23 protein-coding genes, 1 tRNA gene and 1 pseudogene are annotated in these 25779 nt (G+C 70.9%); 10 read left to right on the top strand and 15 right to left on the bottom strand.

From position 1 onward, the window contains the following. Positions 1-34 precede the first annotated feature (34 nt). Positions 35-122, top strand: a tRNA-Ser gene (locus ACFVVL_RS29805). 138 nt (positions 123-260) lie between these two features. Here ACFVVL_RS29805 and ACFVVL_RS29800 read toward each other — a convergent pair. The 11 genes from ACFVVL_RS29800 to ACFVVL_RS29750 form a co-directional block, all read right to left on the bottom strand. Then, positions 261-1550 carry a tyrosine-type recombinase/integrase gene (locus tag ACFVVL_RS29800; RefSeq protein ID WP_387680660.1) on the bottom strand — a complete coding sequence of 430 codons (1290 nt, stop codon included), beginning with the start codon at positions 1548-1550 and terminating at the stop codon, positions 261-263. Between the two features lie 147 nt (positions 1551-1697). Continuing rightward, on the bottom strand, positions 1698-1889 hold the full coding sequence (locus ACFVVL_RS29795; protein ID WP_387680657.1) for a helix-turn-helix transcriptional regulator: 192 nt from the start codon (positions 1887-1889) through the stop codon (positions 1698-1700). Positions 1890-2145: 256 nt separating this feature from the next. Beyond that, positions 2146-4128: a DUF3987 domain-containing protein gene (locus tag ACFVVL_RS29790; protein WP_387680654.1), complete on the bottom strand. Its 1983-nt coding sequence runs from the start codon at positions 4126-4128 to the stop codon at positions 2146-2148. A 70-nt stretch (positions 4129-4198) separates the two neighbouring features. After that, the gene (locus tag ACFVVL_RS29785; protein ID WP_387680651.1) at positions 4199-5182 is read right to left on the bottom strand and encodes a hypothetical protein; all 984 of its coding nucleotides are present in this window, start codon (positions 5180-5182) and stop codon (positions 4199-4201) included. Positions 5183-5187: 5 nt separating this feature from the next. After that, positions 5188-5595 carry a hypothetical protein gene (locus ACFVVL_RS29780; protein ID WP_387680648.1) on the bottom strand — a complete coding sequence of 136 codons (408 nt, stop codon included), beginning with the start codon at positions 5593-5595 and terminating at the stop codon, positions 5188-5190. Positions 5596-5611: 16 nt separating this feature from the next. Further along, the gene (locus tag ACFVVL_RS29775; protein ID WP_387680645.1) at positions 5612-6700 is read right to left on the bottom strand and encodes a hypothetical protein; all 1089 of its coding nucleotides are present in this window, start codon (positions 6698-6700) and stop codon (positions 5612-5614) included. A gap of 167 nt (positions 6701-6867) precedes the next feature. Beyond that, a complete protein-coding gene (locus tag ACFVVL_RS29770) occupies positions 6868-7038 on the bottom strand; it encodes a hypothetical protein (RefSeq protein ID WP_387680642.1) in 171 nt (56 codons plus the stop codon). Further along, positions 7038-7274, bottom strand: coding sequence for a hypothetical protein (locus ACFVVL_RS29765; protein ID WP_387680639.1), 237 nt, complete (start codon positions 7272-7274; stop codon positions 7038-7040). Before ACFVVL_RS29765 ends, ACFVVL_RS29770 begins: the two co-directional genes overlap by 1 nt. After that, a complete protein-coding gene (locus tag ACFVVL_RS29760; protein ID WP_387680636.1) occupies positions 7271-7666 on the bottom strand; it encodes a hypothetical protein in 396 nt (131 codons plus the stop codon). Before ACFVVL_RS29760 ends, ACFVVL_RS29765 begins: the two co-directional genes overlap by 4 nt. Further along, on the bottom strand, positions 7663-8685 hold the full coding sequence (locus ACFVVL_RS29755) for a DUF2637 domain-containing protein (RefSeq protein WP_387680633.1): 1023 nt from the start codon (positions 8683-8685) through the stop codon (positions 7663-7665). Before ACFVVL_RS29755 ends, ACFVVL_RS29760 begins: the two co-directional genes overlap by 4 nt. Before the next feature lie 91 nt (positions 8686-8776). After that, entirely contained in the window at positions 8777-9055 is a 279-nt protein-coding gene (locus ACFVVL_RS29750; RefSeq protein ID WP_387680630.1) for a hypothetical protein, read from the bottom strand. A gap of 428 nt (positions 9056-9483) precedes the next feature. On the opposite strand from ACFVVL_RS29750, the gene ACFVVL_RS29745 reads away from it, so the two are divergent. Both ACFVVL_RS29745 and ACFVVL_RS29740 read left to right on the top strand, forming a co-directional pair. Next, positions 9484-10332, top strand: a complete 849-nt coding sequence (locus ACFVVL_RS29745; protein WP_387680627.1) for a GntR family transcriptional regulator — start codon at positions 9484-9486, stop codon at positions 10330-10332. Then, positions 10329-11015 carry an HAD family hydrolase gene (locus ACFVVL_RS29740; RefSeq protein ID WP_387680625.1) on the top strand — a complete coding sequence of 229 codons (687 nt, stop codon included), beginning with the start codon at positions 10329-10331 and terminating at the stop codon, positions 11013-11015. Before ACFVVL_RS29745 ends, ACFVVL_RS29740 begins: the two co-directional genes overlap by 4 nt. 36 nt (positions 11016-11051) lie before the next feature. Here the strand turns inward: ACFVVL_RS29740 and ACFVVL_RS29735 are convergent, their stop codons facing one another. Together ACFVVL_RS29735 and ACFVVL_RS29730 are read right to left on the bottom strand one after the other, a co-directional pair. Continuing rightward, a complete protein-coding gene (locus ACFVVL_RS29735) occupies positions 11052-12437 on the bottom strand; it encodes a hypothetical protein (protein ID WP_387680622.1) in 1386 nt (461 codons plus the stop codon). Further along, positions 12434-14140 (bottom strand): hypothetical protein, encoded by a 1707-nt coding sequence (locus tag ACFVVL_RS29730; protein WP_387680619.1) that lies wholly within the window; start codon positions 14138-14140, stop codon positions 12434-12436. The genes ACFVVL_RS29735 and ACFVVL_RS29730 overlap by 4 nt, the downstream gene beginning before the upstream one ends. A 703-nt stretch (positions 14141-14843) precedes the next feature. On the opposite strand from ACFVVL_RS29730, the gene ACFVVL_RS29725 reads away from it, so the two are divergent. The 5 genes from ACFVVL_RS29725 (at position 14844) to ACFVVL_RS29705 (ending at position 20364) form a co-directional block, all read left to right on the top strand. Then, on the top strand, positions 14844-15953 hold the full coding sequence (locus ACFVVL_RS29725) for a peptidoglycan-binding protein (RefSeq protein WP_380296805.1): 1110 nt from the start codon (positions 14844-14846) through the stop codon (positions 15951-15953). An 83-nt stretch (positions 15954-16036) separates the two neighbouring features. After that, positions 16037-16867 carry a MerR family transcriptional regulator gene (locus ACFVVL_RS29720; protein WP_380296803.1) on the top strand — a complete coding sequence of 277 codons (831 nt, stop codon included), beginning with the start codon at positions 16037-16039 and terminating at the stop codon, positions 16865-16867. 196 nt (positions 16868-17063) lie between these two features. Beyond that, positions 17064-18428, top strand: coding sequence for an FAD-binding oxidoreductase (locus ACFVVL_RS29715; protein ID WP_387680615.1), 1365 nt, complete (start codon positions 17064-17066; stop codon positions 18426-18428). 468 nt (positions 18429-18896) lie between these two features. Then, a complete protein-coding gene (locus ACFVVL_RS29710) occupies positions 18897-19202 on the top strand; it encodes a hypothetical protein (RefSeq protein ID WP_380297802.1) in 306 nt (101 codons plus the stop codon). Between the two features lie 400 nt (positions 19203-19602). Continuing rightward, positions 19603-20364 (top strand): pyridoxal 5'-phosphate synthase, encoded by a 762-nt coding sequence (locus ACFVVL_RS29705; RefSeq protein ID WP_380297801.1) that lies wholly within the window; start codon positions 19603-19605, stop codon positions 20362-20364. 148 nt (positions 20365-20512) lie between these two features. On the opposite strand, the gene ACFVVL_RS29700 is transcribed toward ACFVVL_RS29705, so the two are convergent. Continuing rightward, a complete protein-coding gene (locus tag ACFVVL_RS29700; RefSeq protein WP_387680611.1) occupies positions 20513-21580 on the bottom strand; it encodes a DMT family transporter in 1068 nt (355 codons plus the stop codon). Between the two features lie 151 nt (positions 21581-21731). Here ACFVVL_RS29700 and ACFVVL_RS29695 point away from each other — a divergent pair, with 151 nt between their 5' ends. Together ACFVVL_RS29695 and ACFVVL_RS29690 are read left to right on the top strand one after the other, a co-directional pair. Next, positions 21732-22610 (top strand): DUF1906 domain-containing protein, encoded by an 879-nt coding sequence (locus ACFVVL_RS29695; protein ID WP_380297798.1) that lies wholly within the window; start codon positions 21732-21734, stop codon positions 22608-22610. 458 nt (positions 22611-23068) lie between these two features. Continuing rightward, positions 23069-24730, top strand: a complete 1662-nt coding sequence (locus tag ACFVVL_RS29690; protein ID WP_387680608.1) for a long-chain fatty acid--CoA ligase — start codon at positions 23069-23071, stop codon at positions 24728-24730. A 62-nt stretch (positions 24731-24792) separates the two neighbouring features. Here ACFVVL_RS29690 and ACFVVL_RS29685 read toward each other — a convergent pair. Then, positions 24793-25779, bottom strand: a pseudogene (locus tag ACFVVL_RS29685) (hypothetical protein); the annotation flags it as partial.

Genomic DNA, 25779 nt, shown 5'->3' with positions numbered 1-25779 from the left:
AACCCCGCCGGACCCGTTAGGCTGACCTCCGCCTGGAGAGCTGCCCGAGCGGCCTAAGGGAACAGTCTTGAAAACTGTCGTGCGGTGACCCCGTACCGTGGGTTCGAATCCCACGCTCTCCGCAGTTGGAGAAAGCCCAGATCAGGGCGGGTATCGGCTACATGCCGATACCCGCCCTTTTCGATTCCGTCCCGGGGTGTCCCACCCGGATGCCCCTCCGGACCACCCTGTGTGGAACACCTGTGGAACGGATCCGGGCCCTACGAGGTGGGCTCCTCGCCGTCGAGGAACCGCTCGATCAGGCCATTCGCGCGCTCCTGCCGCCCGTTGATGACCTTCGCGTAGAACCGCAGCAGGACCGCCACGCTGTGCCCCGCCCGCCGGGCCACCTCGGTCTGGTCCACCCCGGCCGCCAGCCAGCCGGAGACGGCGGTGTGGCGGCAGGAGTACGGCACCTCGGCGAGCTTGGTCTTCAGCTCCTTCGGGGTGAGGGCGATCTCCCGGGCCCGCTTCCAGACGGCCGCAGTCTCCTTGGTCAGCAGCCGCCCGCCCCGCGCCGCCCGGAACAGCCGGCCGTCCGGCGCCACCCCGTAGACGTCGACGTGCTCGCGGAGCAACTGGACCAGCACTGGCGGGATCGGCACCTCCCGGGTGGCGTTCCGGGCCCGCCGCTTGAGGCCGCGCTCCTCGTGTGACTGGCCGTCGTTCGTCCAGCGCGACCCGACCCGGGGCGAGCTGCTGCCGAGCACCAGCTCTCCCCACCCGCTCTCCGGCAGGGTGCAGTCGACCAGTCGCAGATTCGTCGCCTCGGCGGGCCGCGTGGCGGCGTACAGGATGCACCCGTAGAACGCCCGCAGGTGCCGCCCCCGGGCCGAGACCTGCCCGGCGGCGTCCAGCAGCGCGCGGCCCTGCGCCGGGCTGGGCACCCACCGGAAGTCGATCTCGTCGCTCGTGGCCGGCGGCGTCCAGTCGACGAACTGGAGGGGGTTGCTGGGCAGTCGCCGGCGCTCGACCGCGTACCGCAGGGCGTTGTTGAAGACCATCCGCTTGCGGGTGAGCGTGGTGTCCGCGGCGACGCTCCCGTCCATCAACCGGGCGATGGCGTCCAGGCCGAGACGCACGTTCTCGGAGTCCTCCAGCTGGTCCAGGGGGATGGACTTCTTGGTCACCCAGGCCAGGGCGGAGCTGATCTCCTCGGGCGGCTCGGCCAGGTGCTCGGCGAAGTTGAACGCCCAGCAGGAGAGCGCGCGGCGGAGAACCTTCCGGTCAGGCCGGCCACGACGGTCCGTCACCAGGGCCTCGGTGAGCGTCGCCAGGGCGTCCGCCCGGGTGGCGCGATTCTTCGCCGACGAGCGTAGCCACTTCGCTTCGGCGTACTGCTTGGCGTGGGCGAACCACGTCACCTGGTTGAGCTTCCGGAACTCGGAGGCGGGCAGGCCGGTCTCGGTCTCGAACTGCTCGCCCTTGCGCATGGCGGTCAGCAGTTCCGCCCGCCGGCCGTCGGCGAGCGGGAAGGTGGTGAAGGTCGCGGAGTGGGGGTTCTTCCCCACCCGCCAACGGAGTTGGTGCGGCCGTCGACCGCGTCCGAGATCGCGGATGGCGTGGATCTGGACATCGTAGGTGAGCAATCGGGCTCCAGAAAGAGAGCCGCCCCCGGCCGATCGGCCGGGGGCGGCGAGGGAAGGGCGGGGCGTGGGTCAGGCGGCGCTCTGCTCCTGCGCGGCCCACCAGGCGTCGAGGTCGCTGCGGCGGACGCGGATCTGGTGGTTGGGGAGCTTGATGAGCTTCGGGGCCTTCCCGCGGGCGACCATGCGGTAGAAGGCGGAGCGGGACATCTCCAGCTCTTCGAGGACGGCGGCGAGCTTGAGCTTCGGGTCCTGCGTGGGCATGGCGGCGACTCCATCGGCGAGTGCGAATGGTGGTTGCGGAGTGTTGCGGGCCCTCTCGCGGACGGGCGCGGAGGGCGGAAAGTGTCAGGGATGTCAGGACAAACCGCTGGCCTGCGGCTTTGGCTCCTGGCAGGGCGTCAGGGATTGTCAGGGATGTCAGGGAAAGTCGCGGTTTCCCTGACATCCCTGACAATCCCTGACGTCGTGTCCGGGGTTGTTTTGGCTGGTCAGGGGTTTGCCCTGACATCCCTGACGGTTACGGGGCTTCGGCCCCGTCCGTGGGGGTGCTCACGGCCGGGTGGACACGGTAAGTGAGGGCCTGGGGTCGGCCGCGCTGGCCGGTGGGCCCGTGCTGGTCGGTGCGGAGCCAGCCGTGCTGTTCGAGGAGGGCGAGGGCGGGTTCGACGTCGGCGACCTTCTTGAAGCGGCGGCTGCTGGCGACGGCGTCGTGGGCCTTGATGTGGGTGCGGTGGGTGCCGTCCTTCTTCGGGCGCCGGAGCCACTGGAGGAGGGCGTGGGCGTCCTCGGTGGCGGGGTCGGCGGCGATGAGGTCGAACACGGCGAGGGTGTGCGCGGTGTAGTACTCCGCGATCTCGGCCGCCCGGTCGACGGTGGCGGCCTGGACGGGCGCACGCCAGTCGCCGCTGACGTGGTCGCCGAGGTGGAGCAGGACGGCGATGCGGGCGATGTGGCCGACGAGCTTGCCGGCCCAGTCCTTGATGTGGGCGAGTGGCTCGTCCGGGCGGAGCTGGACCTCGAACTTCTCCTGCAGCTTCTCCACGGCGAGGTCGGCGGCCTCGGTCATCCTGACGGTGACGGGCTCGTCCAGGGCGACGAGTTCGCGCAGGAGGGTGGTGAGGCGCAGGTCGTAGGCGGTGGCGACCTGTTCGGGGACGGGGGTGGTGCGGATCTTGCGGTAGCCCAGGTTGGACGGCGGCAGGGAGTACAGGAAGCGGGCGAGCAGGCCCCGGTCCCGGGCGCCGGGGGCGGCCCCGAGCTCCTGGAGGACGGCGGGCTGCGGGGTGACCCCGATGGTGAGCGCGGGCTTGTCGACGGTGGGCTGCTCGCGGGTGATCCGGTCGGCCTGCAGCCGCTCGCCCTTGTGGGCTTGCAGGAACACGCCGAGGTTGGGCTTGCTGCTGTAGCGGCCGACGATGCTGTCGAACAGGTCGCCCTCGGGCGAGAGCGCGGCCAGGCAGCGGTGCACGCCGAGCTGATGGGTGACGGTCTCGGGAGTGATGTCCCCGGACAGCGTGAGACGCGGGCTGGGCGGGACGACGATCTCGTCGGCCAGCATCCGGGCGGCGGAGATCTCGGCGACCAGGTGGGCGCGGTCGAGGTCGGGGTTCTTGCGGGCCTTGGCCATGAGCGCGTCGACCTCGGCGAGCGCGGTCTCCTTGGCGGTCTCGGCCTCGATGATCCGGGCCCGGGCGTCGGCGCGCAGCTCGTCCTCGACCCGGTAGACCGGTGCGGTCATGAACGCGAAGACGTCGGACTTGCGGCTGGCCGGCGGCATCGCGCACACGAGGTAGAGGTTGGACTGCTCGCGCCAGCCGGGCCGGATCTCCACGCCGACCCGTCCGCCGGCGGCCGTCGACAGCGCGGCCAGGCCCATGGTGGCGGCCATGTCGGGCGGGGTCTGCGTGAACTCCGCCACCGCCTCCACGTACCCGCCCACCCAGGCAGGGAGGGCGTGGACGGGGAAGGTCGGCAGGGTGGTGTGGGAGCCGAGGGGGACGGGGTCGAGCCAGCTCTCGCCGGTGGCGAGGTCGGCGAGCGCGGCCAGGGCGGCGGCGCGCACGTCGTCCAGGTCGACCTGGCCGTCACCGGCCATGTGGGCCAGGCGGCTGGTGGCGGTGTTGATCCGGCGGCGCTCGGCGGCCACACGCACGATCTCGGCGTAGTAGTCGCCGTTCGCGGCGGTGGGGGTGGCCTCGATACAGGTGTGCAGGTAGCCGGGCCCACCGACGCGCCCGAGGTCGCCCTGCGCGCGCAGGACACCGGTCAGCAGCAGCGGGTCCACCGGCCGCTCACCCCCGGCCATGCGCGTGATGGCCCGCCAGATCGTCTCGTGTGCTGGGTGGTAGAACGCGCCGGGGTCGCCGAGCTGGGCGGCCAGCGCGGGAATCTGGACGGGGTCGAGCAGGGCTGCGCCGATGACGGCCTGTTCGGCGGCCTTGATCTCGGCGGGTTCGGGCCGGAACGGGATCACGTTCGGGTGGGCGTGCTCGGTGCTCAACGCGGCTCCTTTCGTACGGAGCAGGGCGGCCCGCACCCGGGCGATGCCGGGCGCGGGCCGAAGGGGAGGTTCAGGCGGCGGTGGTGCGGCCGACGATGATCGTCCGGGCCGGGTTGTCGGGGTCGGTCTGCATGACGAACCCCTCTCGTGTGGACCACTTCCGGGCGTTGTTGGCGTTGGCGTTGGCACTCTGACCTGGGCCAACGTTGGCAACAACGGGGGTCTCGGGAGGGGAGGGGAGCGGGGGCACGTCCTGGTGGTGGACGCCGGGCCCGTTGCCGTCCGGGGTGCGCACCCCCTCTCGGACCGGGACGCCGGCCTCCGAGAGGAGCGCGCGGACGGCCTTGGTGGAGCCCGTCCAGGAGGGGTGGGCGGTGCCCAGATCGGCGGCCAGCCGGGTCAGCAGAACAGAGCTGCCGGAGGCCGTCAGGGAAGCGGTCAGGGAGTGGGCCTCGACGGCGGTCGGGACGGTCGCCCGGGGGCCCTCGACGGGGTCCTCCCCGGCGGGCTCCTCCTCGACCGCGCGCACCGGCTGCTCCGGGTCCTCCTGGCCCTCGGCCGGGACGGCCTTGCCGTGGGCGGGAGCGTGGATCAGGGCGGCGATCCACCAGACCCCGAGGAGAACGCCGATCCCGGGCTGTACCCACGGGCGGGCGAGGGACCAGACCAGCGGGCCGCCGACGATCAGCAGCAGGGCCGCCGCGCCGGCGGCGTCGCCGAGCTTGCTGCGCTTGGCCTTGCGGTCGGCCTTGGCACGCTCCAGCTCGACCTGGCGAGCCGTGACCTGCGCGGCCTCCCGGGCCTGGAGCATCGCGGCGCGCTTGACCGGGTCTGCCTCGGTCAGGAGCTTCTGGGTGAAGGCGGCCTCGGCGGCTTCGGCGGCCTGGGCGGTGATCTCGTCTCGCTTGGCCTTGAGTGCGGCGGCCTCGGCCTGGCGCTCGCGCTGGGGCGCCGTCAGCTTGCGGACGAGGATGGGAGTGCCCGCGGCGAGGCCGGTGAACGGATACAGCAGGGTCGGGATCAGCTTCTCGGTGGGGAAGATCTTCTCGGCCATGGCGGTCAGCCGATGAACGAGGTGATGAGCCCGCTGAGGATGCTGGCCGGGAGGGCCCAGAGTCCGCCGGCGGCGGCGAACAGGGACGGGGCGACGGCGCCGCACAGCGCGTCCTTCCACGGCTTGGGCTTGAGGCCGAACACGGCGATCGTCAGGACGGCGGCGGTGGCGCCGGTCTGCCACTCGCCGAGGGCGGCGTTCCCCTGGAACGAGTTGCTCAGCTGCTGGCCGATGCCCGCCAGCTGCTGGAACGCGGTGCCCGCGTTGGCCGACAGCAGGCCGATCCCGAACGCCCAGTAGGGGACGTGCTCGTCGGCGACGTTGATCTTGTTCTTGCCGCGCACGCCGACGTACAGGTACATCGTGGTGACGGTGGCGGCGCCGCCCGTGCCGAGTGCGATGAGGCTGCTCATTGTGGGTCTCCTTGGCTCAGTTGAGGGGGAGGGCGGCGAAGAGGCGGTCGAGGCCGGCGGCCACAGCCAGGCCGGAGGCGACCGGAACGCGCAGGGCGACGAGGGTGATGAGGGGCCAGGGGCCGGTGACCTCGGAGACGCGCTGGCGGCCGCGGTCGCGGACCTGGAGGTCCAGGGTCCAGCCGAAGGCGGCGACCAGCAGGCCGACGAAGGGCCCGCCCGGGGCGATCAGCGAGACCAGGCCGGTCGCGTAGCCGCCGGTGGCGCTGATCGCGGTGAGCACGCACCAGCGGCGGAAGCGTCGGGTGCGCTCGGACGGACCGGCAGTGCGGGCGGCCCGGCGGCGCTGGCGGCGGGCCTGAGTACGGGCCTCGCGCCGGTCGGCGAGCTGCTGCTCGCGGTGGCGCCGGGTGCGCTGCTCGGGCGTCTCCCCTGCGGCGGCGCGCTCGGCATCCTCCCGGGCGCGGGCCCGCTGCCGGTCCAGCTCGCGTTCGGCCTGGCGCCGGGCGGCCCGCTCGTCGGGGGTCTCGGTGATCCGCTCGGCGAGCAGGTCGACCATGCCGACGAGGTCGTCCCGGTGCCAGCCGGGCGCGAGCAGCTGCTCGACGCGGTGGCGCTCGGCTCGTTGCTCGGCGGTTTCGCCGGCGGTGGCGAACGCGGCGTCGCGCTCGGCGCGCTGCTGGGCGATCAGGGTCTCGTACTGGACCTGCTCGCGGGCGGCGCGTTGGGCCTCGGTCTCGGTCAGGAGCAGGTTCACCTGCTGCCCGACCTGCGAGGCGATCGTCGGGACCTGCTCGGACAGGATCCGGCCGACCGGTGCCCAGAACGCCTGCGCGGCGGCCTCGAAGGACGGCCGGGCGGGCTGGTCGCCGCCGAGCGGGACGGGGGTGTGCACGACGGGGCCGGACTTGCGCCACCACTCGTCGACCACCGGCCCGGTGCCGGCCGCGGCGGGCGGGGTCTGGGGCGGGACCGTCGGCGGTGTGGACGGCATCGGCGGAACGGACGGGGCCGACGGGCCGGAGGTAGGAGGGGCGAGGGTGACGAGCCTCTGCAGGATGTCGGCGAGGTCGTCGTCCCAGTCGCCGTTGTGAGGGGTGGTCATCGGTTCGGCCCCCGGCGGATCAGCTCGCGGACGGCGACGCCGGCGATCGCGGCGTCCAGGAGCACGAGGAACAGGCTCAGCAAGTAGCCCATGGAAACTCCCAGGTCAGAGAAGGTGCGCGCCCCGCACACCAAGGGGTGTGCGGGGCGCGCATCGGGGAGAGGGGGTCAGGGGGAGCGCCACCAGGCGCGGGGGGACTCGGCGCGGTGCCAGGCGGTGGTGGACCGGCTGGAGCGGCGGGAGTCGATCTGGCGCTGCCCGGCGCGGTCGGCCTCGCGGACGGCCTTCGCGCGTCGCTGCTGGCCGGACTTGGGCGGCTTCGGGTCGCGGCCGAACATCAGCACTGCCTGATGCGGCCGACGAGGACGAACGGCTCGCCGTCGACCACGCACATCGCGGTGAACTCGCCGGGGCAGGCGCCGCCGCTCCTGGCGTCGGTGACGACCAGGCGCGAGCACCACGGCTCGCGGATCAGGCCGCTGACCACGTCCAGTGGCACGGGGTCAGCGACGCGATAGGCGATGCCGTCGCGGCGGACGGTGCCGACCAGCGGCAGGGAAGTGATCGCCTTCACTTCGCACCGCCGTCCTCGCCGACCGGCATGCCGGGGTCGACGTGCAGGTCGCGGCGGGCGCGGGTGTAGTAGCCGGTCAGTGTCAACGGGACACCGGCGTAGGTGGTGGCGGCGCTCAGCCAGGCGTGGGGACCGGTGCTGCCGTGCTCGACGGCGGAGGGGGCGACCACGAGGGCCTGGCGCCACTGCTCGAAGTCGCTCAGCGCGGTGTCGCGGTGGAAGCCGAAGCCCAGGCCCCAGACGACGACCAGGTTGCCGGAGGCGTCGCGTTCGGCGGACACGACCTGCTCGCTGGTGACCCTGGGAGCGGGCAGGTCGGCGTGGGCGCTGAGCGCGGCCATCAGCGCCCCGGCCGCGTTAATCAGCCCGGAAGCGGTGTGGTTGGTGGTCACGATGCCTGCTCCTCAGCGGTCGTGGTGGGGACGGCGTGCAGGGCGGGCCGGGCGGCGGGGTGTTCCTTGTAGCGGGCGGCGATCCAGCCGACGGACCAGCCGGTCAGCTCCACCGCCTGGCGCTGCGGCAACCCGGCCTCGATGGCGGCCTTGACCACCTCGCGGGCGCGCTCCTCCGGCAGGCGCTCGGCGGCGGGGCCGGCGGACAGCAGCTCGGCGCGGGCGCGCTCGGCGGCCTCTCGCTCGCGTCGTTCGGCGTCGGCCCGGGCGGCGCGCTCACGATCGCTCGCCTCGCGCTCATGGCGCTCACGCTCACGCCGGTCGTGCTCACGGCGCTCACGGTCGGCCCGCTCGGCGGCCTCCCGCCGGGCCTTCTCCTCGCGCTCCGCCGCCTCGCGGTGCGCGGTCTCCGCGCGCTCCTCGCGGGCGAGCCGGGCTTCGTGCTCACGCTGCTCGCGGGCCATGCTCGCCTCGTGCTCACGGCGTTCACGCTCGGCCCGCTCGGCGGCCTCGAACCGGGCGAGCCGTTCTGCCCGCTCCTCCTGGCGCCGGGCCTCGGCCCGCTGTTCGCGCAGGTCGCGCTCGGCCCGCTCAGCGACCTCTCGGGCCGCGAGGGCACCGGCGATCGCCCGCCGGTAGGCGAGGGACGTCTCGGCCGTGACGATCAGCAGCAGCGGCGCGACGGAGTGGACCGCGACCCCGACCCCGTCCCGGTCGAGGGCGGAGAGACCGATGTTGAGCAGCACCGTCATGAGGCCGGTCATCCAGCGCAGGACTACCGGCCAGCGCCCGCCGTCGCCGTTCAGGCGGGCGAGCGTGGCGTCCATGCGCACCACGATCACCACCGCCGCGTCGACCACGAGCGGCAGGATCGGCGCCGTCCACTTCCACCCGGGCGGGGTGTGGCCGGCCATGAGGGGGGTCACCGTGAGCACGCTGTAGAGGACCGCGCCGAACGTGATCGCCCACGTCCCGGCGGTCAGCGCGCGTTCGGCCGAGCGGATCTGAGCGGGACTCATCGCCGTCTTCATCGCGGCCCCCGGACCGGGCGCCGTGAGCGGGCGGTGAGCGCGCTCACGGCGACCGTGAGCGCGGTGAACTTGTTGTCGTTCACGCCGCCACCCGGTCGGTGCTCGCGGTGTGGCGGATGACGGCCGGCCGCCGCAGCGGCACCGGCGCCCACCGCAGCAGGCGCTCGGCGAAGGCGGCCAGCTCCGGGTCCTCCCGGCGCAGGTCCGCCAGCATCGCGTGCGCCGCGTCCATCCGGGCCTCGCGCTCGATCTTGCCCTCGCCGGGCACCCCGGCGAACAACTGCTCGTCCACGCCGAGCGCCAACTCCGCGAACTCGTCCTCGTCCGCGGCCGTCTGGCCCGCGATAATCAGCCTCATGGGCCTACCTCTTCTCTGGGGTGTGGGCCCGTGAGGGGCCGCCGCGCTCCGGCCAAGGAAGGCGCGGCGGCCCCGTTCTCACAGGCCCGACCAACGTGCGATCAACAGCACTGGCTGCCCCGGTTGCCCAGGGCGGCCAGCAGGTCTGCGCCCTTGAAGGCGGGCGCGGCCTTTTTGATCTAGGTCTCCGATCTGACAAGGCGCCGGGATGCCTCGGCCCGATCTGTCCCGGGCCCCTTCGCCCTGGGCACGGCGGAAGGCCGGCCATCCACGGGCGCGTTCGTACAGGTCAGAGCAGCCCAAAGAAGGCCCCTCTGTGTCACCCCTGTCTCACTCGGTGCGACACTCACAACATAGAGAACCTGCCTAGGCAGGTCAAGAGAGTCGGGTTTCTCGCGCCTGTTGGGCACCTGCCCTAGCATTGGTCCATGGCCTTGGACCCGGACGACTCGCGCCCCCCGTATCAGCAGGTCAGCAGCTCTCTGCGGGCCTCGATCCTCACCAAGAAGCCGGGCTTCGAGACCGGCGACAAGCTCCCCTCAGGCCCCGAGCTGGCGAAGCACTTCGGCGTGGCGCGCGGCACGGTAGACAAGGCACTCGACCTGCTCCGCACCGAGGGGCTGATCGTGACGCGGCAGGGGAGCGGCTCCTTCGTCCGGGAGCGGACGTCCCGGCCGGTCGGACTGCGGCCTCACCTCGAAGCGGCCTTCGAGCAGCAGCAGGTGACCCTCGACTTCGCCGGCTTCTCCAGCGAGACGCTGCACAACGCGCTCCAGGAGCCGCTGGACAAGGTCCGCTCCGGCCGGCTGGCGCCGGAGTCCATCACCATCCGGCTGCTGCTGCCGGACACCACTGCGCCCATGGCCGTGCCGGTGCTCGTCGACGGGCTCCAGGACGAAGCCGCCCTCCGGCAGCGCGCGCGCAACATCGCCCTGACGAACGCCGGCGGGATCGCTCACTCGGTGGAGATGCTGGCCGAGCTCGGCCTGGTCCAGAAGGCCAGCGTCCAGGTCAAGGTCCACCGGGCGTCCAGCCTGTTCAAGCTGTACATCCTGAACCGGCAGGAGGCGTTCTTCGGCTTCTACCCGCTCCGCGAGCGCACCGTGGCGATCGACGACACCGACCACACCTTCTACGACGTGACCGGCAAGGACACCACCCTGTTCCACCACGCCGCCGGCCCGGACGACGCCTCGCTCGGCTCGCAGTACGTCCAGCAGGCCCAGATGTGGTTCGACAGCGTGTGGAGCACGATCGCATACGAGCGGCAGTCATGATCGCCACCCCCCAGCAACTCGCTGACGTGATGCGGCCGGTGAAGCACGTACTCCTCGACTTCGACGGCCCGGTTTGTTCAGTTTTTGCTGGCCTTCCAGCGTCGGAAGTAGCTCAGCGTCTGCATACAGGAATTCTTGCTGCTGATGAAGAAGCCCGATTCGAAGGCGCGGTCCAAGATGACCCGCTAGCGCTCTACCGGCTAATTGCAGAAACGCGACCAGAGCTCGCGGTAGTAGCGGACAAAGCGCTGACGGTTCTGGAAACCGAAGCTGTTCTGACCGGTAAGTCCAACCCTGGTGGCGAATCGGTGTTGCGAGCTTGCATGAGGTCGGGACGCTCGGTCTCAGTGGTAAGCAACAATGCGGCCTTGGCAATCGAGACATACCTGGCAAAAAAGAGGCTTAGGAGGTACGTGGCGGGTGTATTCGGGCGAGTTTCAGGGGACCCAGCGTCCATGAAGCCCAGTCCAAGGCTCCTCCTAGAAGCAATCGAAGCCGCCAAGGCCAAACCCGAAGAGTGCATATTCATCGGTGATGCGGTGAGAGATGTCGAAGCTGGATACGCCGCTGGCGTGGCGACCGTCGGCTACGCAAACAAGCCGGGAAAGGAGACTAAATTGATTACGGCTGGCGCAGTGGCTGTCGTGACTTCGATGCACGAAATAGCGGCGGTACTTGAATGACAGCGCTTAACTTCCCGTAAACCTCTTTGCAGGATTTTACTGATCCTTCCGTTGCGAAGAGCGCGCGACTGAGTGAACTAGAATTCTCGAAACAATTGCGACACCTTGTGCAACTTCGTCGTCTCCGGGTGGAACGGCAGCCCTTCCATGTACAACGAGGTTCCTTACGCGCCTGAGTTGCGATAGGAGATCGATCTCATCCCGGCCGATGGGGACTCCGTCTACTGCGAGCCGGTGGAGTAGGCGAACAAACAAAGGCGGATTGTTCAGGCCCGCGACAGCTTGCTCAATTCTATTATCTTTTGCCTGTTCGCCAAACTTGGGAATCGAGCGTCTGATCTTTCGCATTTCTGCTTTAGAGAAGATGTTAGGAACTTCAGTTTTCCCAACATAGAACTCAATAGCTTCCCAAATCGCGGTGATCCGCGTGATGCTATCGACTCCCTGTGCCGCCCGGGAGCATGCGAGTAGCGCTTGCTGGATGTTTTGCGGTGTTGAATCCGGAAGAACGGGCTCGGCGGCTGCCTGCTGAGTCGCGGCAGATGTGAGTGTGACCGGGATGATGGAGAAATCTGGATCTCGCAGCCAGGACCTATTAGTTCGTACTCCCCGCACAGAAACCAAGGCTTCTCTCTTCGGCGCCGTCAGCGAGTTCCCGCGGACCCACTCAGGTGTCGAACCTCCCGGGAGAGAAGGAAGAGAATAGCGGGTTCTGACAGTAATCCAGGACAGCGCCAACTCGATCTCTTTAATTCCTTCCGACTCTGCCGAAATAAGAAGGTTCGACGTGACATAAACTACGCCGAAAGCCTGGGTGCTTAGAAAATCCGCACGAAGCGGCGAGCTTTCAAAGGCGGGGATCGAAGCTGCAATGTTATCTATTGGATGGAACGTTACTCTCCCCGACTTGAAAGGGGAGTCGATTTCCATTCCTGACACGGGGCAAATAATTTCGAATACTTCTATGGGGAGGCTGGAAACTCCATGCGGCCCCTCCACCTTAATCTGGTCATCCCGCAGGCCGGCGCCTCGAGCGAGAGTATAAATCATCTCAACTCCAGGGATTCCCCTTGTTGCGGTGGGCCTCATTTTTCGCTCTGAAAATGAAGGCATGGCGCTACAGGAAATTTCTATCCCTGAACCCTGCGGAACGGCGCGCATAACGGACCCCATGAAGACTGGGCGCTCTACAAGGCCGCTAACTTGTGAAATTGTGACCGTGCTAGAGAAGTCTACGCGTTCGACCAAGGCCGATCGAAGGTCTAGAGTGAACTCTGCTTCCGCGATGGAGTTTATAGAGTTAGTGAATTTGGCCCCGATAACGGCCGATCCGACCTCAAGCTGGCCAAACTTTACCGAGAGACGAGGATAGACCCTGCCGTCAGACAGGTTGAACGGATCCTCATAGTTAGCCCTGCTCATTCGCTTGCCCCTCTGGAGAGATCGGCATTGAATTTAGCCCTCGCCAGTTCCCCCAGCTTGGGCACCCAGTAGTGTGCCAGCAGAGCGATCTTTGCATAATCGACCTTCTCGCCAGAAGCCATAAGGTCGTTGAATTGCACAGCAAGTGCGGCCGCATGCCCCTGATTCTGATCGTCAGTCAACTCAGAGACGTAGATGGCAATCTCTTCCTCGTTCAGCGTCTGCGAAAGGATTCGAAAGGCTGCCGCACAGTAAAAAAGACTGGCTTCCACCAGGCCGTTGTTCAGCGCACGCTGGGAGCGGAGAATATTTTCAATGAGAGAATCTAGCGCCAGCAGATCATTTTGAGCGGTAGAACTTTTCACTTCAGCGCCCGTCGATTGTCGCGCTGAATTTACGCGACCTTCGACTTGAACGAGTTCATTGGCGGCTGAGTGTACGAGCGAGAACGCGCCTGAAGCCCACCACGAAGTCTCTTCGCCAGTTGCCAAGTTGAGTCGCGCATTCACAGGAGCCTTGAGTCCCTGCATTGCGTTGATCAGGCTCGTTAGGCTGTAGAGCTCTGCAGTAAGTAGGCCGGTAAGAGATGATTCGAAATCTGTTGAGCGAACCAGTTCAACCAATGTCTCGGAATCCAGCGGAAATTTGGGCAGGATTCGCTGATCGACGGTAGTTGACTTAGATCGATGTTCCAGCACTTCTTTGAAGCCGCTAAGGAAAGAGTTCCAGTTCCCCAGGATTTCGGCCCGACTTTCAGTGGCAAGAGAGGCAGACCATGCTATTTCAGTTTCATCGGCAAGTTTTGCTACGTGACTGAGCAGTGATCCGAGATCTGCGACTGGGTGGTTTACATCACCGTCAGAACTGCTCTGCGACCCTCGAGAAGTTTCGTCTGACGGTCCATGGCTGGCCGCCGGTGATGGAACTTCCAGCAGCGATTGTGTCGTCCCTGCGTTAGGAACGCTGACCATCTTGCGTGCTGTTTCGAGTGCGCGAACTAGCGGTTCGACGCCAGCGTTGTCTACGAACTCCAAGCTAATTTGAGTGGCTGATTTCAGGTTCTCGGGGGTGAATTGTTCGGCGGGAGCAAGATTTACTGAGCCGTAGATAGCTTCGGCGTATAGGCTGAGAATTTTGCGTGCAGAATCCTGAATTGCACCACCGTGGGCATCGAGGTCGCGCGCCGCCAGGAGTTCTAGGCCCTGAAGCGCTGCCCTGAGCAGTGGGATTGCGAGCCAGTCCCTGGAGGTTTCGATTCCTGCCGATTCAAGGGCTTCTTTTCGAAGAGTCAGCCTTTCCGAACTTCCGGCTACGGTGACGATTTCCACTAGATCGCTGGGGTTCTTTTCGGCGATCTTGAGTAGGTGAGATCCTGGTTGTCCCGATGCCAGGAGAGACTTCGCGTGGGTAACTGCGGCAGTCCACGACACGCTATTCACGCTGACAGGAATATCTGTCGAGTCGGCAATGGTATTTACCCAGTCGCAGATTTGCTTCGCGCATTTTACGTAAGCTAGTCGCAGGGATTCGCGGTCGCTGGAATTGAGCGTTCCGCTGGCTTTCTCTGTAGCGGCAATGCATCTTTGCAGTTCTTCGCCAACGGTTTGAAATCCCAGAAGAATCCTGTTCCATCCCCAGCCTCCGCCGAACGACCTAATTGTACTTTGTGCCGCCTTAATGCTCGTGTACTCCGCCTGGCTCACCTCCCGGACGACGGCCATTTGCGCCCCGTCGTGATCAGTCGCGGGCGTAGTTCGAATGAGAAACCAAGGTTCCACGGAAATTTCTCCGATGCGTTTCGGGCGCACAAGGGGGATATTCAGACCTACTGTTTGGCGGAGGAGCGGAAGGGTGTGGGCATTGTACTTGAGAGGTGCCTCCTCACTGTCAGGCTCAGCAGTGACTCATGTCAAAGGGTTTGGGCGGCGCCCCGGGAGGTGTTCGGTCTCGGCAGTGCGAGAAGATGTGCATGACATCCATGCGGTGGGCGCGGGTCCTGAAGGGTATAGGCCGTCCGTTTGTTGCTTCCGGCCTTGAGAAGAAGAGACCTGTCAAGGAAGCCCAGAGCAGGGCCCGGCACAGACGTGGAACGTGCGACCCGCTGGTGATCATTGGTGATCCGCCGTCGCAGCTCAGGTCTGTTCGTCCATCGAGGTCGCAGGCGTTCTTGAAAACTGTCGTGCGGTGACCCCGTACCGTGGGTTCGAATCCCACGCTCTCCGCCGGTAGGAGAAGAACCACCTGCTCAAGGCGGGTGCCGACCTGAGGTCGGCACCCGCCTTCGTGCGTTCGGCCGGGTTCACCTGAACGGGGGGTTTGGGGGTGGGGCGTCCTCGTGCGGGGGTGTGGGGTCCGTCTACCCGGGCGTAGGGGGCGAACTGCCCTGGGCCCGGCAAGGAGAGACGGATGGCCTGGTACCCCGGTGCGGAGAAGATGGAGCTCCAACCCGAGTCGGACGAGCAGCCGGCGATCACGCCGACGCAGGTGATCTTCCACAGTGTGGCGGCGCCGTGGACGCCGCGGCGGATGTACGAGTACTGGCGGGACTCCACCAACCTGGAGTCGCACTTCGGGGTCGGCTACGACGGCAGCGTGGGGCAGTTCATCGGCACCGAGACCCGGGCCGACGCCAACATGCGGGCCAACCGCCGGGCCGACGGCACCGGCGCGGTGAGTGTGGAGTCGGCCAGCGACGACCAGAGCACCGATCCCTGGACGGACCCCCAGGTCAACGCGCTCGTCGCGCTCGGGGTGTGGCTGCACCGGCGGCACGGCATCCCGCTGCAGATCTGCCAGGAGTGGGACGCGCCCGGCTTCGGCGTGCACCGGATGTTCCCCGAGTGGTCGGACGGCGGGACGGCCTGCCCGGGCAACGCCCGCGCCCGGCAGTTCCGCGAGGTGGTGATGCCCGGCATCGTCGCGGTGGCCGGCGGCGCGCCGCTGCCCCCGCCGGGCGGCGGGTCCGGGCCCGCCCGGTACCGGGTGACCATCAACGGGCTGGAGTACGGCTACGGCGCGCACGGGCCGCAGGTCGAGGAGGTGGGCCGGGCGCTCGTCCAGCAGGGCTTCGGCCGGCACTACCAGTCCGGTCCCGACCAGGACTGGCGGGACGCCGACACCCTCAACTACCAGGACTTCCAGCACAGTCTGGGGTACTCGGGAGCGGACGCCGACGGGGTGCCGGGCGAGGGGTCGCTGCGCCGGCTGCTGGGCCGGCTGCCCTCGCCGCAGCGGGTCTCGCTCGCCCACGTGGTCGCGGCGGCGCGCACCGACCCGGGGGCCGAGCAGGGCCACCAGACGTACGGCGGCGAGGTGCGGATCGTCGAACAGGCCCTGGCGGACGAGGGGTTCCTGGAGCAGCGCTGGGTGGACGGCTCGCTCGGCACCCGCACCGTGCAGGCGTACGCCGCCTTCCAGCGCAGCCTCGGCTACTCGGGCGAGGACGCCAACGGCATTCCCGGCCAGCGCAGCCTCCAGGTGCTGGGCCTGCGAAGGGGGTTCGACGTGACGGACTGAGCGGGCCCCCCGGGGGGCGGAGAACGGGTGGCGAACCCGGTGCTTGACCGTGACACCGTGTGAGGGTCTGCACTGGAGGGACCATGTTGAACATCGGAGACTTCGCCAAACACGGCCGGGTGTCGGTCCGCATGCTGCGTCACTACGACGCCATCGGGCTGCTCCGGCCGGCCCGGGTCGACCCGGTCAGCGGCTACCGCTGCTACGAGGCGGCCCAGCTGGCCCGGCTCAACCGGGTCATCGCCCTCAAGGACCTCGGCTTCACGCTGCACCAGGTGCGGGCCGTCCTGGACGAGGAGGTGGACACGGCCGAGCTGCGCGGGATGCTGCGGCTGCGGCGGGCCGAGCTCGCCGCGGCGATGGCGGCGGACGCCGAACGGCTGGCCCGGGTCGAGGCGAGGCTCCGGACGATCGAGAGCGAGGGGACCATGTCCACCCAGGATGTCGTGGTGAAGCGGGTACCGCCGGTGCGGGCGGCCGAGCTGACGGGGGTCGCGGCGAGCTACGAGCCGCAGGACATCGGGCCGGTGATCGGCCCGCTGTTCGAGGAGCTCTGCGGCCGGCTGGCGGCGGCCGGCCTCGCGCACACCGGCCCGTCCGTCGCCCGGTACGAGGACACCGGGGACGGGGACGGCTCGGTGCTGATCCGGGTCGCGGTGCCGGTCTCCGCCGCGGTCGGCCCGGCCGGGGAGCGCGGCTTCGCGGTGGTCGACCTGCCGGCCGTCGAGGAGGCGGCGACCGTGGTGCACCGCGGCTCGATGGACGGCTCGCTGGTCGCGGTCCAGGCGCTGGCGCGGTTCGTCGAGGAGAACGGCTACCGCTCGACGGGCTACGCCCGGGAGGTGTACCTGGCCTGCCCGGAGGACCAGGCGGACTGGGTGACGGAACTCCAGGAGCCGGTGGTGCGGGCGTAGCCGGACGGGCTCCCCGGAGCGGCGCGAGGGTCCCGGCGCGGCCGGGACCCTCGCGGCGCCTCGCCCGACCCTCGCGCCGCCTCGTCCCGGCCGCGCGGGGCAGGCGTACTTGCCGGGCGGGCGGGCGGCGGGCAGAGTGCGAGGTCCGGGCGGCGTCGGTCGGACCCCCGCCCGGGCGGTGCGAGCGGAGGCGGCGATGAGTGACCTGACGGACCGGCTGGCCGAGGGCCTCCCGCCCGGCGCCCTGGTGGTGGACCCGGACGTGACGGCCGCCTACCGGCACGACATGGCGGGCTTCTGCCCGGCCGGCACCCCCGCGGTGGTGGTCTTCCCGGAGACGGTCGAGCAGGTGCAGCACGTCCTGCGGACCGCCTCCGAGCTGCGCGTGCCGGTGGTCCCGCAGGGCGCCCGGACCGGGCTGTCCGGCGCGGCCAACGCCGTCGACGGCTGCATCGTGCTGTCGATGGTGAAGATGAACCGGATCCTGGAGCTCGACCCGGTGAACCGGATCGCGGTGGTCGAGCCGGGCGTGGTCAACGCCGAGCTGTCCCGGGCCGCGGCCGCCGCCGGGCTCGCCTACCCGCCCGACCCGTCGAGCTGGGAGTCCTGCACGATCGGCGGCAACATCGGCACCGGCGCGGGCGGCCTCTGCTGCGTCAAGTACGGGGTGACGAGCGAGTACGTGCTCGGCCTCGACGTGGTGCTGGCCGACGGGCGGCTGCTGTCCACCGGCCGCCGGACGGCGAAGGGCGTCGCCGGCTACGACCTGACCCGGCTGCTGGTGGGCTCCGAGGGCACCCTGGGCGTGGTGGTCCGCGCGGTGATGGCGCTGCGGCCGGCCCCGGCGCCGCAGCTGGCGCTGGCGGCGGAGTTCCCGGGCGCGGACGCGGCGGGCGCGGCGGTCTGCGAGGTGATGGCGCGCGGTTTCACGCCCTCGCTGATGGAGCTGATGGACGCGGTGAGCGTGCGCGCGGTCAACGCGCTGGGCCGGATGGGGCTGCCGGAGTCCACCCGGGCGCTGCTGCTGGTTGCCTTCGACGGTCCGGACCGGGTGGCCGAGCTGGCCGCGGTCGGCGAGCTGTGCCGGGCGGCCGGGGCGACGGAGGTGGTGCCCGCCGAGACCCGGGCCGAGTCCGAGCTGCTGCTGGAGGCGCGCCGGCTGGCACTGCCCGCGATGGAGCGGCTGGGCACCACGATGATCGACGACGTGGCGGTGCCGCGCTCGCGGCTGGCCGAGATGCTGGACGGCGTCGCGGCGATCGCCGAGCGGCACGCGCTGACCATCGGGGTGGTGAGTCACGCGGGCGACGGCAACACCCACCCGATCGTCGTCTTCGACGCGGCGGACGCCGGGCAGTCGGCGCGGGCGCAGCGCTCCTTCGACGAGATCATGGCGCTGGGGCTGGAGTTGGGCGGCACGATCACCGGTGAGCACGGGGTGGGGCTGCTCAAGCGGGAGTGGCTGGCGCGGGAGCTCGGTCCGGTGGCGATGGACCTGCAGCGGCAGCTGAAGGCGGTCTTCGACCCGCTCGGCATCCTCAATCCCGGGAAGGCGCTCTGACCCGTCCGGGCCGGCGGGGCCGCCCGGGTGCGGCGGAGGACGCGGCGCATGGTGCTGCGTTCTGCCGATTTCCGGACTGTCGCATAATCGCGGACACGGTCGGTGCGGTAGGGCGACCGCACCGAAAAGGGGCGTGTTCGGCATCGACGCGCGCCGTGGTGGTGCGCCGGGTTGTCCGGGTGATTTCTCCACGCTGCTCCGGACGCATCGGACCGTGACCGGTCGACCCCCTTGCGTCGCAGGTGGGAGGCGGTGCGACGGTCCCGCTCCCCGGGGCCGGGACGGTTATGCACCGGGCCGCCGGATATCACGCTAAAGGGCGAAAAGGCCGCCGGGAGGTGGTGCTTTGTCGATTTGTTGCGGAAGTCTGTCTCCCGACGTCGCAGACCGCGGGTGTTCGTTTGGTCGGCGAACTCCCGCACATCTTGCACGATTACCGTTTCTTGGAGGCGCTTCTTGGAGGCTCTGATGGCTCGCATCCGGACCCGCGGGGCGGCCGGCCTACTACTGGCGGCCCCGCTCGCCGCCGGCCTGCTGATCGCCGGTGCCGGCTCGGCCGCCGCCGACGACGACGGCACGCTCGTCTCGAACGCCGGCACGGGCAACGTCTTCGGGTCGGTCGACGGCAACCACATCTCCACCCAGCAGACGGCCACCGGCGCCGGTGCCTCGAACCAGTCCGACACCCTCGCGGTGAAGGACAACGCGGGCACCGTCCAGGCCGGCCAGGCCAACAAGAACTACACCATCGTCTTCGCGCCGGTCTTCTCCTGAGCACGGCCCGGGGCCGTCGACGGCGGGGGCGCCGTCGGAGGACCACCGGGGCGGACCGGGGCAGGCCGCGAGGCCGGAGGACCGCGAGACCGAACGGATCGCACCGCACGCATCACGCACCACGCACATCACGCACCACGCACCGCACATCACGCAACCGGGCAGCGGAAAGGGTCACCGCGCACCGGCCCCGTGGGCGGCACCGCACGGCGGTGCCGCCCACGGGCGCGTCCGGGGCGCGTCCGGGGCCCGGAAGGGGTCCGGTCCAGGGCCCGCGCCCGGCGCCGTCACCGTACGGCGGTACGGTTGCGCTCCGACAGCGCACCCCCGCGCCCGGCCCGCCCAGCGGCGCCCGGTCCGCCGCGGGGCTGCGGCCGCGGCAACCGGAAGGAAGGGCGCGATGGCAGCGGAGGAGGAGGGCCTGACCGGCCCCGGCGAGACCAGGCCCGCACCGGGCCCCGGACCCGGCGGGGAGCCGGCCGCGGCCGCGCCCCGGTCCGTGCCCGAGCTGATGCTCGGCCGTCCGCCGATGGCCCGCCCGTTGCCGACGTTCGACACCGAGGCGGCCCCGGCCGAGCCCGGCCCGCTCTTCGTGGACTGGCTCGCCACCGCCCTGCACGCCGGGGTGCTGGACCCGCAGGTGTTCACCCTCTCCACGGTCGACGCCGACGGCACGCCGGACGCCCGGGTGCTGGTGCTGCGCGACGTGGACGCCGCCGGCACCGGCTGGGTCTTCTCGACCGCCGCGGACAGCCCCAAGGGCCGTCAGCTCGCCGACCACCCGGCCGCCGCGCTCACCGTCTACTGGCCGCAGCTCGGCCGCCAGGTGCGGGTGCGCGGCACCGTCGAGCGGGCCGCCGACCAGGTGGCGGGGGCCGAGTTCGCCACCCGCTCCCCGGCCGCCCGGATCGGTGCGCTGGTCGGGCGGCAGAGCGAGCCGCTGGCCTCGCCCGCCGAGTACGAGGAGGCGGTGGCGGTGGCCCGCCGCCGGCTGGAGGCCACCCCGGACGCGGTCGCCGCCGGGCACGCCGTCTACACGCTCTGGGCCAACGAGGTGGAGTTCTGGCAGGGCGACGCGGAACGCCACCACGTCCGGCTCCGTTACACCCGGACCGGTCCGGTCCGCACCCCGGAGTGGTCGCGCACCCTGCTCTGGCCGTGACACGGCGGGGGCGCGCATCGCTGGGATGCGCGCCCCCGATTCACCAGGCCCCGATTCACCAGGCCCCGGTTCACCAGGCCCCGGTTCACCAGGCCCCGGTTCACCAGGCCCCGGTTCACCGGGCCCCGGTGCGTCGGGCCCCGGCGCGTCAGCGCCGCCCGGTCAGCGTGGCCCCGACGCTCGCCGCCACCACGCAGCCGATGCCGGCCAGCTGTGCGGCGCCCAGCAGCTGGCCCAGCACCACCAGGCCGACCAGCGCGCTGACCGCCGGCTCCAGGCTGACCAGCACGCTGAACACCCGCTGCGGCATCCGCCGCAGCGCCGTCATCTCCAGCGCGTACGGGATCACCGGCAGCAGCAGCGACACCCCGGCCACCGCGAGCAGCAGCATCAGCGGCGAGGCACCGGGCTCGGTCAGCCCGTCCCAGGCCTGGCCGAGCCCGAACGGAGCCACCGTCAGCGCGCCGACCGTCATCGACACCGCCAGCCCCTGGAAGCCCTGGAACGCCGCCCCGACCTTGTCGGTGAACAGGATGTAGGCGGCGTAGCAGGCGGCCGCCCCGAAGGCGTACAGCAGGCCGACCGGGTCGAGCCCGCCGCCCTCCCCGCCCTCGCCGAGCAGGGTGAGCAGCGCCACACCGCCGGCCGCGAGCAGCGCCCAGAGCAGGTGGCTGGCGCGGCGGGCGAAGACCAGGGCCACGGCGAGCGGGCCGAGGAACTCGATGGTGGCGGCGGTGCCCATCGGCAGCCGGTCGATCGCCCCGGCGAACAGCAGGGTCATCCCGGCCGAGGCCATGCCGAGCAGGGCGGCGGCGGCCAGGTCACGCGGCCGGCGCCCGCGCAGGTTCGGCCGGGTGACGGCCAGCAGGATGACCGCCGCGAAGCCCAGCCGCAGGAAGGTGGTGCCGCTCACCCCGAGCGGTCCGAAGAGCGGCTTGGAGAACGCGATCCCGGTCTGCACCAGGAACATCGCCGTGACACAGAGAAGCGGCGCCGGAATCCGATCCGGGCGCCGCAGGAGGCTGGTGAACCGTCGGCCGGTGGTCCGGCCGGGGCCCGCGTCCGGTGGCAGCCCCTCTCCGGGCGCCCCGCCTCGTCGCCAGCTGCCCCGCTCGCCGGCGGGCTCGCCCTTGGGGGCGGGCGGCATGGCAAGCGCCTCGGCGACGGCGGCGGCCGGCGTCGGGGCGGAGGTTTCGCTGGGATGGGAGGTGGGCATGGGGCGAGTTTGCCGTAAGGAGCCACTGGGCAGCAAGCTCGTTACAAGAATCGGGACGGATCCGGACGGGTGCGTCCGAAAGGGTGAGCTTTCCCGCCGCGCCCGGCGCGGCGCCGGGCATCGCCCGACGCTCCGTCAGTATCAAGGCGGGGTGCGCCATCTCCGCTCCGCAGCCCTCGCCGCCGCCTCGCTCGTCCTCCTGCTGGCCGCCGGCGGCCCGCCCGCGAGCGCCGACGACGCCGTTCCGGCGGCCGCCGCCGCTCCCCGCATCCGGGCGGCCGTCCTGCCCGACCGGCTCGGCCCGCCCACCGCCCGCCCGCGCGACCAGTACGCCGGCGCGGCCTTCGACGCCTGCACCGCGCCCCCGCTGGAGACCCTGCGGGCCTGGCGCGACGCCTCGCCGTACGGGGCGCTCGGCGTCTACACCAGCGGCCGCCAGCGCGGCTGCGCCCAGCCCGCGCTCACCGCCGACTGGGTGCGGCAGGCCCGGGCGATGGGCTGGCGGTTCCTGCCCGTGCACGTCGGCCTCCAGGCGCCGTGCAGCGAGCTGAAGCGCAAGCCCGAGCGGATCGACCCGGCGCGCGCCGCCCGGCAGGGGCGCCAGGAGGCGGCCGAGGCGGTCGCCGGCCTGCGGGCGGTCGGGTTCGGCCCGGGCAGCCCGGTCTTCGTGGACATCGAGGCCTACCCGCTGCGCGACCCGGCCTGCGGGCAGGCGGTCGTCGACTTCGCCGTCGGCTGGACCCAGGCGCTGCACGCGGCCGGGTACCGCTCCGGCTTCTACTCCAGCCTCGACTCCGGCATCGCCGACCTCGCCGCGGCCGCCCGGGCCGGCAGCTCACCGCTGCCCGACGTCCTCTGGTACGCCCGCTGGGACGACCGCGCCGACACCACCGGGGGCGGGCCGCTCACCCCGGACCTCTGGAGCCGGCACCGGCGCGTCCACCAGTACCGCGGCAACGTCGAGGAGACCTACGGCGGGGCGACGCTCACCGTCGACCGCAACCAGGTCGACGCCCCGCTGGCCCGCTGACGGCCGCCGCCGGCCGGGAGCCGGCCCGTCACTCGCGCAGCGCGAGCCCCAGCCAGCCCCGGCCCTGGCAGTGGCGGCAGGTCTCCGGGACGTACCCGGTGCCGGTGCGCCCCGCCCGCAGGCCCAGCCGCGCCTGGGTGCGCACCCCGCCGGAACAACACGGGCACGGCAGCCGGAACCCGGTCAGACCCTGCCCCACCCGCCGTTCGCCGCGTCCGTCGCCCATGCGCCCAGTATCCCGGCCGCCGGCCCGCGCGTCCGGGGCGCCCCCGCCCGACCGGGGAGAACGTGGCCCGACCGTGGCCGGGTCGTGATCGGCACAACGCGGCCGAGATGCTGACATCCGGGACCCGGCGCGGCAGAATCGGGCCCTACTGCCCGTATTACCGCCCAGTAGCCGACGTTCGGCCAGGCCGGGGCAGGAGCCGCCGCAGTGCCGCCCAGGTCGAGGAGGACCCGTGTTCAGCACGATGCAGGACGTACCGCTCACCGTCGCCCGGATCCTTGAGCACGGGTCCACGATCCACGGCCGCTCGACCGTCACCACCTGGGACGGCACCGGCCCGGTGGTCCGGACGTACGCGGAGGTCGGCGCCCGTGCGGCACAGCTCGCCTGGGCCCTGCGGGACGAACTCGGGGTGACGGCCGACGACCGGGTCGCCACCCTGATGTGGAACAACGCCGAGCACCTGGAGGCCTACCTCGCGGTGCCGGCGATGGGCGCGGTGCTGCACACCCTCAACCTGCGGCTCCCGGCCGGCCAGCTGTCCTTCATCGTCGACCACGCCGCCGACCGCGTGATCATCGTCAATGGCACCGTCCTCCCGCTGCTGGCGGCGGTCCTCCCCGAGCTCGCGCCGACCCTCAAGCACATCGTGGTCAGCGGCCCCGGCGACCGGTCGGTGCTGGCCGGCTTCGCGGGCGGCGTGCACGACTACGAGGAGCTGATAGCGGACCGGCCCACCGCCTACCCCTGGCAGTCCGACATCGACGAGCGGCAGGCCGCGGTGCTCTGCTACACCTCCGGCACCACCGGCGACCCCAAGGGCGTGCTCTACAGCCACCGCTCGGTCTACCTGCACTGCCTCCAGGTCAACACCGGCGACAACTTCGCCTTCACCCCGCGCGACACCGCGCTGCCGGTCGTGCCGATGTTCCACGTCAACGCCTGGGGCATCCCGCACGCCGCCTTCATGTCCGGCGCCAACCTGCTGATGCCGGACCGCTTCCTGCAGCCCAGGCCGATGGCCGAGATGATCGCCACCGTGCGGCCCACCGTCAGCGCGGCCGTGCCGACCATCTGGAGCGGCCTGCTGGACGAGCTGGACGCCGGTGACTACGACACCTCCAGCCTGCGCATGGTGGTGATCGGCGGCTCGGCCTGTCCGCCGTCGCTGATGAAGGACTTCGACGAGCGCCACGGCATCCGGGTCATCCACGCCTGGGGCATGACCGAGACCTCGCCGCTCGGCTCCTTCGCCCAGCCCCCGGGCGGCCTGAGCCCCGAGGAGGAGTGGCCGTACCGGATCACCCAGGGCATCTTCCCGGCCTCCGTCGAGGCCCGGCTGATCGGCCCCGGCGGCGAGCGGATGCCGCACGACGGGGTGTCGGCGGGCGAGCTGGAGGTGCGCGGCCCGTGGATCGCCGGGGCGTACTACGGGGGCGCGGGCCAGGACCCGGTGCGTCCGGAGGACAAGTTCTCCGAGGACGGCTGGCTGCGCACCGGCGACGTCGGCACGATCACCCCGGACGGCTACCTGACCCTCACCGACCGGGCCAAGGACGTCATCAAGTCCGGCGGCGAGTGGATCTCCTCGGTGGACCTGGAGAACCACCTGATGGCCCACCCGGAGGTCGCCGAGGCGGCCGTGGTGGCCGTCCCGGACGAGAAGTGGGGCGAGCGGCCGCTGGCCACCGTCGTGCTGCGGCCCGGCGCCACCACCGGCCTGCCGGAGCTGCGGGCGTTCCTGGCCGGGCGGATCGCCTCCTGGCAGCTGCCGGAGCGCTGGGCGCTCGTCGAGTCGGTGCCGAAGACCTCGGTCGGCAAGTTCGACAAGAAGGTGATCCGCGCCGACTACGCCGCGCAGAAGCTGGACGTCACCCGTCTCGGCAAGGAGTAGCAGCGGGACGGCGAGGGCCGGCCACCCCGGGAGGGGGCGGCCGGCCCTCGGCGCGTGCGGGCTCAGCCGGCGGCGGCGACGCCCGCCTCGCCCATGGCGCCGATCCGCCCGAGCAGGTCGACTATCCGGGACTGCACGTCGTCGCTGGTCGAGCGCTCGGCGAGGAAGAGCACCGTCTCGCCGGTGCGCAGCCGTGGCAGTTCGCGCGGGTCGAGGTCCACCGAGGTGTAGACGACCAGCGGGGTGCGGTGCAGCCGGTCGTTGGCGCGCAGCCAGTCCAGCAGGCCGACCCGGCGGCGGCGGATCTGCAGCAGGTCCATCACCACCAGGTTGGGCTGCACGCTGCTGGCCCGGGCGACGGCGTCGTTCTCGTCCACCGCGTGCTCGACGTGCATGCCGCGCCGTTCCAGGCTGCCGATCATCGCGGCGGCGATGTCCGGGTCGCCCTCGACCAGCAGGACCCGCGGGGCGTGGTTCTCGCCGTCGCGCGGGGCGAGGGCGCGCAGCAGGACGGCCGGGTCGGCGCCGTACGCGGCGTCCCGGGTGGCCTGCCCGAGACCCGCGGTGACCAGCACCGGGACCCGGCTGTTCAGCGCCGCCGTGCGCAGCGACTGCAGCGCGGTGCGGGTGATCGGGCCGGTCAGCGGGTCGACGAAGAGCGCGGCGGGGAAACCGGCGACCTGTGCGTCCACCTCCTCGCGGGAGCGGACGATCACCGGGCGGTAGCCGCGGTCCTGGAGCGCCTGGCGGGTGGCCGGGTCGGGCTCGGGCCAGACCAGCAGCCGGCGCGGACCGCCGTCGGGGGCCGGGGCGGGCACCGCGCCGTGCTCGCCGGTGTCGGGGCGGCCGCCCGGCAGCGCGATCGGGGCGTTGGCCTGCGGGGCACCGGGAGCCGCCGGGGCGGCGGCGCCGGACGCGGCGGGCAGCTCGGCCATCGGGCGCGGCACCGGACGGGCGTCGGCGGCGGGCGGCAGCGGGGTCACCGGCACCACGGCGCCGGCCGGGCCGGGCGCGCCGAGCGGACGCGGCGGGGCCAGCTCGCCCAGCCC

Source organism: Kitasatospora sp. NPDC058115, from assembly GCF_042884635.1.
In the GTDB taxonomy this organism is placed as follows: Bacteria; Actinomycetota; Actinomycetes; order Streptomycetales; family Streptomycetaceae; genus Kitasatospora.
Note: the sequence above shows the minus strand (reverse complement) of the source record. Positions and strands in the feature narration are given on the sequence as shown.

What these genes read in the sequence shown, in the direction of transcription:
- ACFVVL_RS29795 (WP_387680657.1), bottom strand. Translation starts at nt 1,889, where the DNA reads ATGCCCACGCAGGACCCGAAGCTCAAGCTCGCCGCCGTCCTCGAAGAG.
- ACFVVL_RS29710 (WP_380297802.1), top strand. Translation starts at nt 18,897, where the DNA reads ATGGCTCGCATCCGGACCCGCGGGGCGGCCGGCCTACTACTGGCGGCC.
- ACFVVL_RS29700 (WP_387680611.1), bottom strand. Translation starts at nt 21,580, where the DNA reads ATGCCCACCTCCCATCCCAGCGAAACCTCCGCCCCGACGCCGGCCGCC.
- ACFVVL_RS29755 (WP_387680633.1), bottom strand. Translation starts at nt 8,685, where the DNA reads ATGAGTCCCGCTCAGATCCGCTCGGCCGAACGCGCGCTGACCGCCGGG.
- ACFVVL_RS29785 (WP_387680651.1), bottom strand. Translation starts at nt 5,182, where the DNA reads ATGGCCGAGAAGATCTTCCCCACCGAGAAGCTGATCCCGACCCTGCTG.
- ACFVVL_RS29775 (WP_387680645.1), bottom strand. Translation starts at nt 6,700, where the DNA reads ATGACCACCCCTCACAACGGCGACTGGGACGACGACCTCGCCGACATC.
- ACFVVL_RS29750 (WP_387680630.1), bottom strand. Translation starts at nt 9,055, where the DNA reads ATGAGGCTGATTATCGCGGGCCAGACGGCCGCGGACGAGGACGAGTTC.
- ACFVVL_RS29720 (WP_380296803.1), top strand. Translation starts at nt 16,037, where the DNA reads ATGTTGAACATCGGAGACTTCGCCAAACACGGCCGGGTGTCGGTCCGC.
- ACFVVL_RS29705 (WP_380297801.1), top strand. Translation starts at nt 19,603, where the DNA reads ATGGCAGCGGAGGAGGAGGGCCTGACCGGCCCCGGCGAGACCAGGCCC.
- ACFVVL_RS29725 (WP_380296805.1), top strand. Translation starts at nt 14,844, where the DNA reads ATGGCCTGGTACCCCGGTGCGGAGAAGATGGAGCTCCAACCCGAGTCG.
- ACFVVL_RS29715 (WP_387680615.1), top strand. Translation starts at nt 17,064, where the DNA reads ATGAGTGACCTGACGGACCGGCTGGCCGAGGGCCTCCCGCCCGGCGCC.
- ACFVVL_RS29735 (WP_387680622.1), bottom strand. Translation starts at nt 12,437, where the DNA reads ATGAGCAGGGCTAACTATGAGGATCCGTTCAACCTGTCTGACGGCAGG.
- ACFVVL_RS29780 (WP_387680648.1), bottom strand. Translation starts at nt 5,595, where the DNA reads ATGAGCAGCCTCATCGCACTCGGCACGGGCGGCGCCGCCACCGTCACC.
- ACFVVL_RS29770 (WP_387680642.1), bottom strand. Translation starts at nt 7,038, where the DNA reads ATGTTCGGCCGCGACCCGAAGCCGCCCAAGTCCGGCCAGCAGCGACGC.
- ACFVVL_RS29740 (WP_387680625.1), top strand. Translation starts at nt 10,329, where the DNA reads ATGATCGCCACCCCCCAGCAACTCGCTGACGTGATGCGGCCGGTGAAG.
- ACFVVL_RS29745 (WP_387680627.1), top strand. Translation starts at nt 9,484, where the DNA reads ATGGCCTTGGACCCGGACGACTCGCGCCCCCCGTATCAGCAGGTCAGC.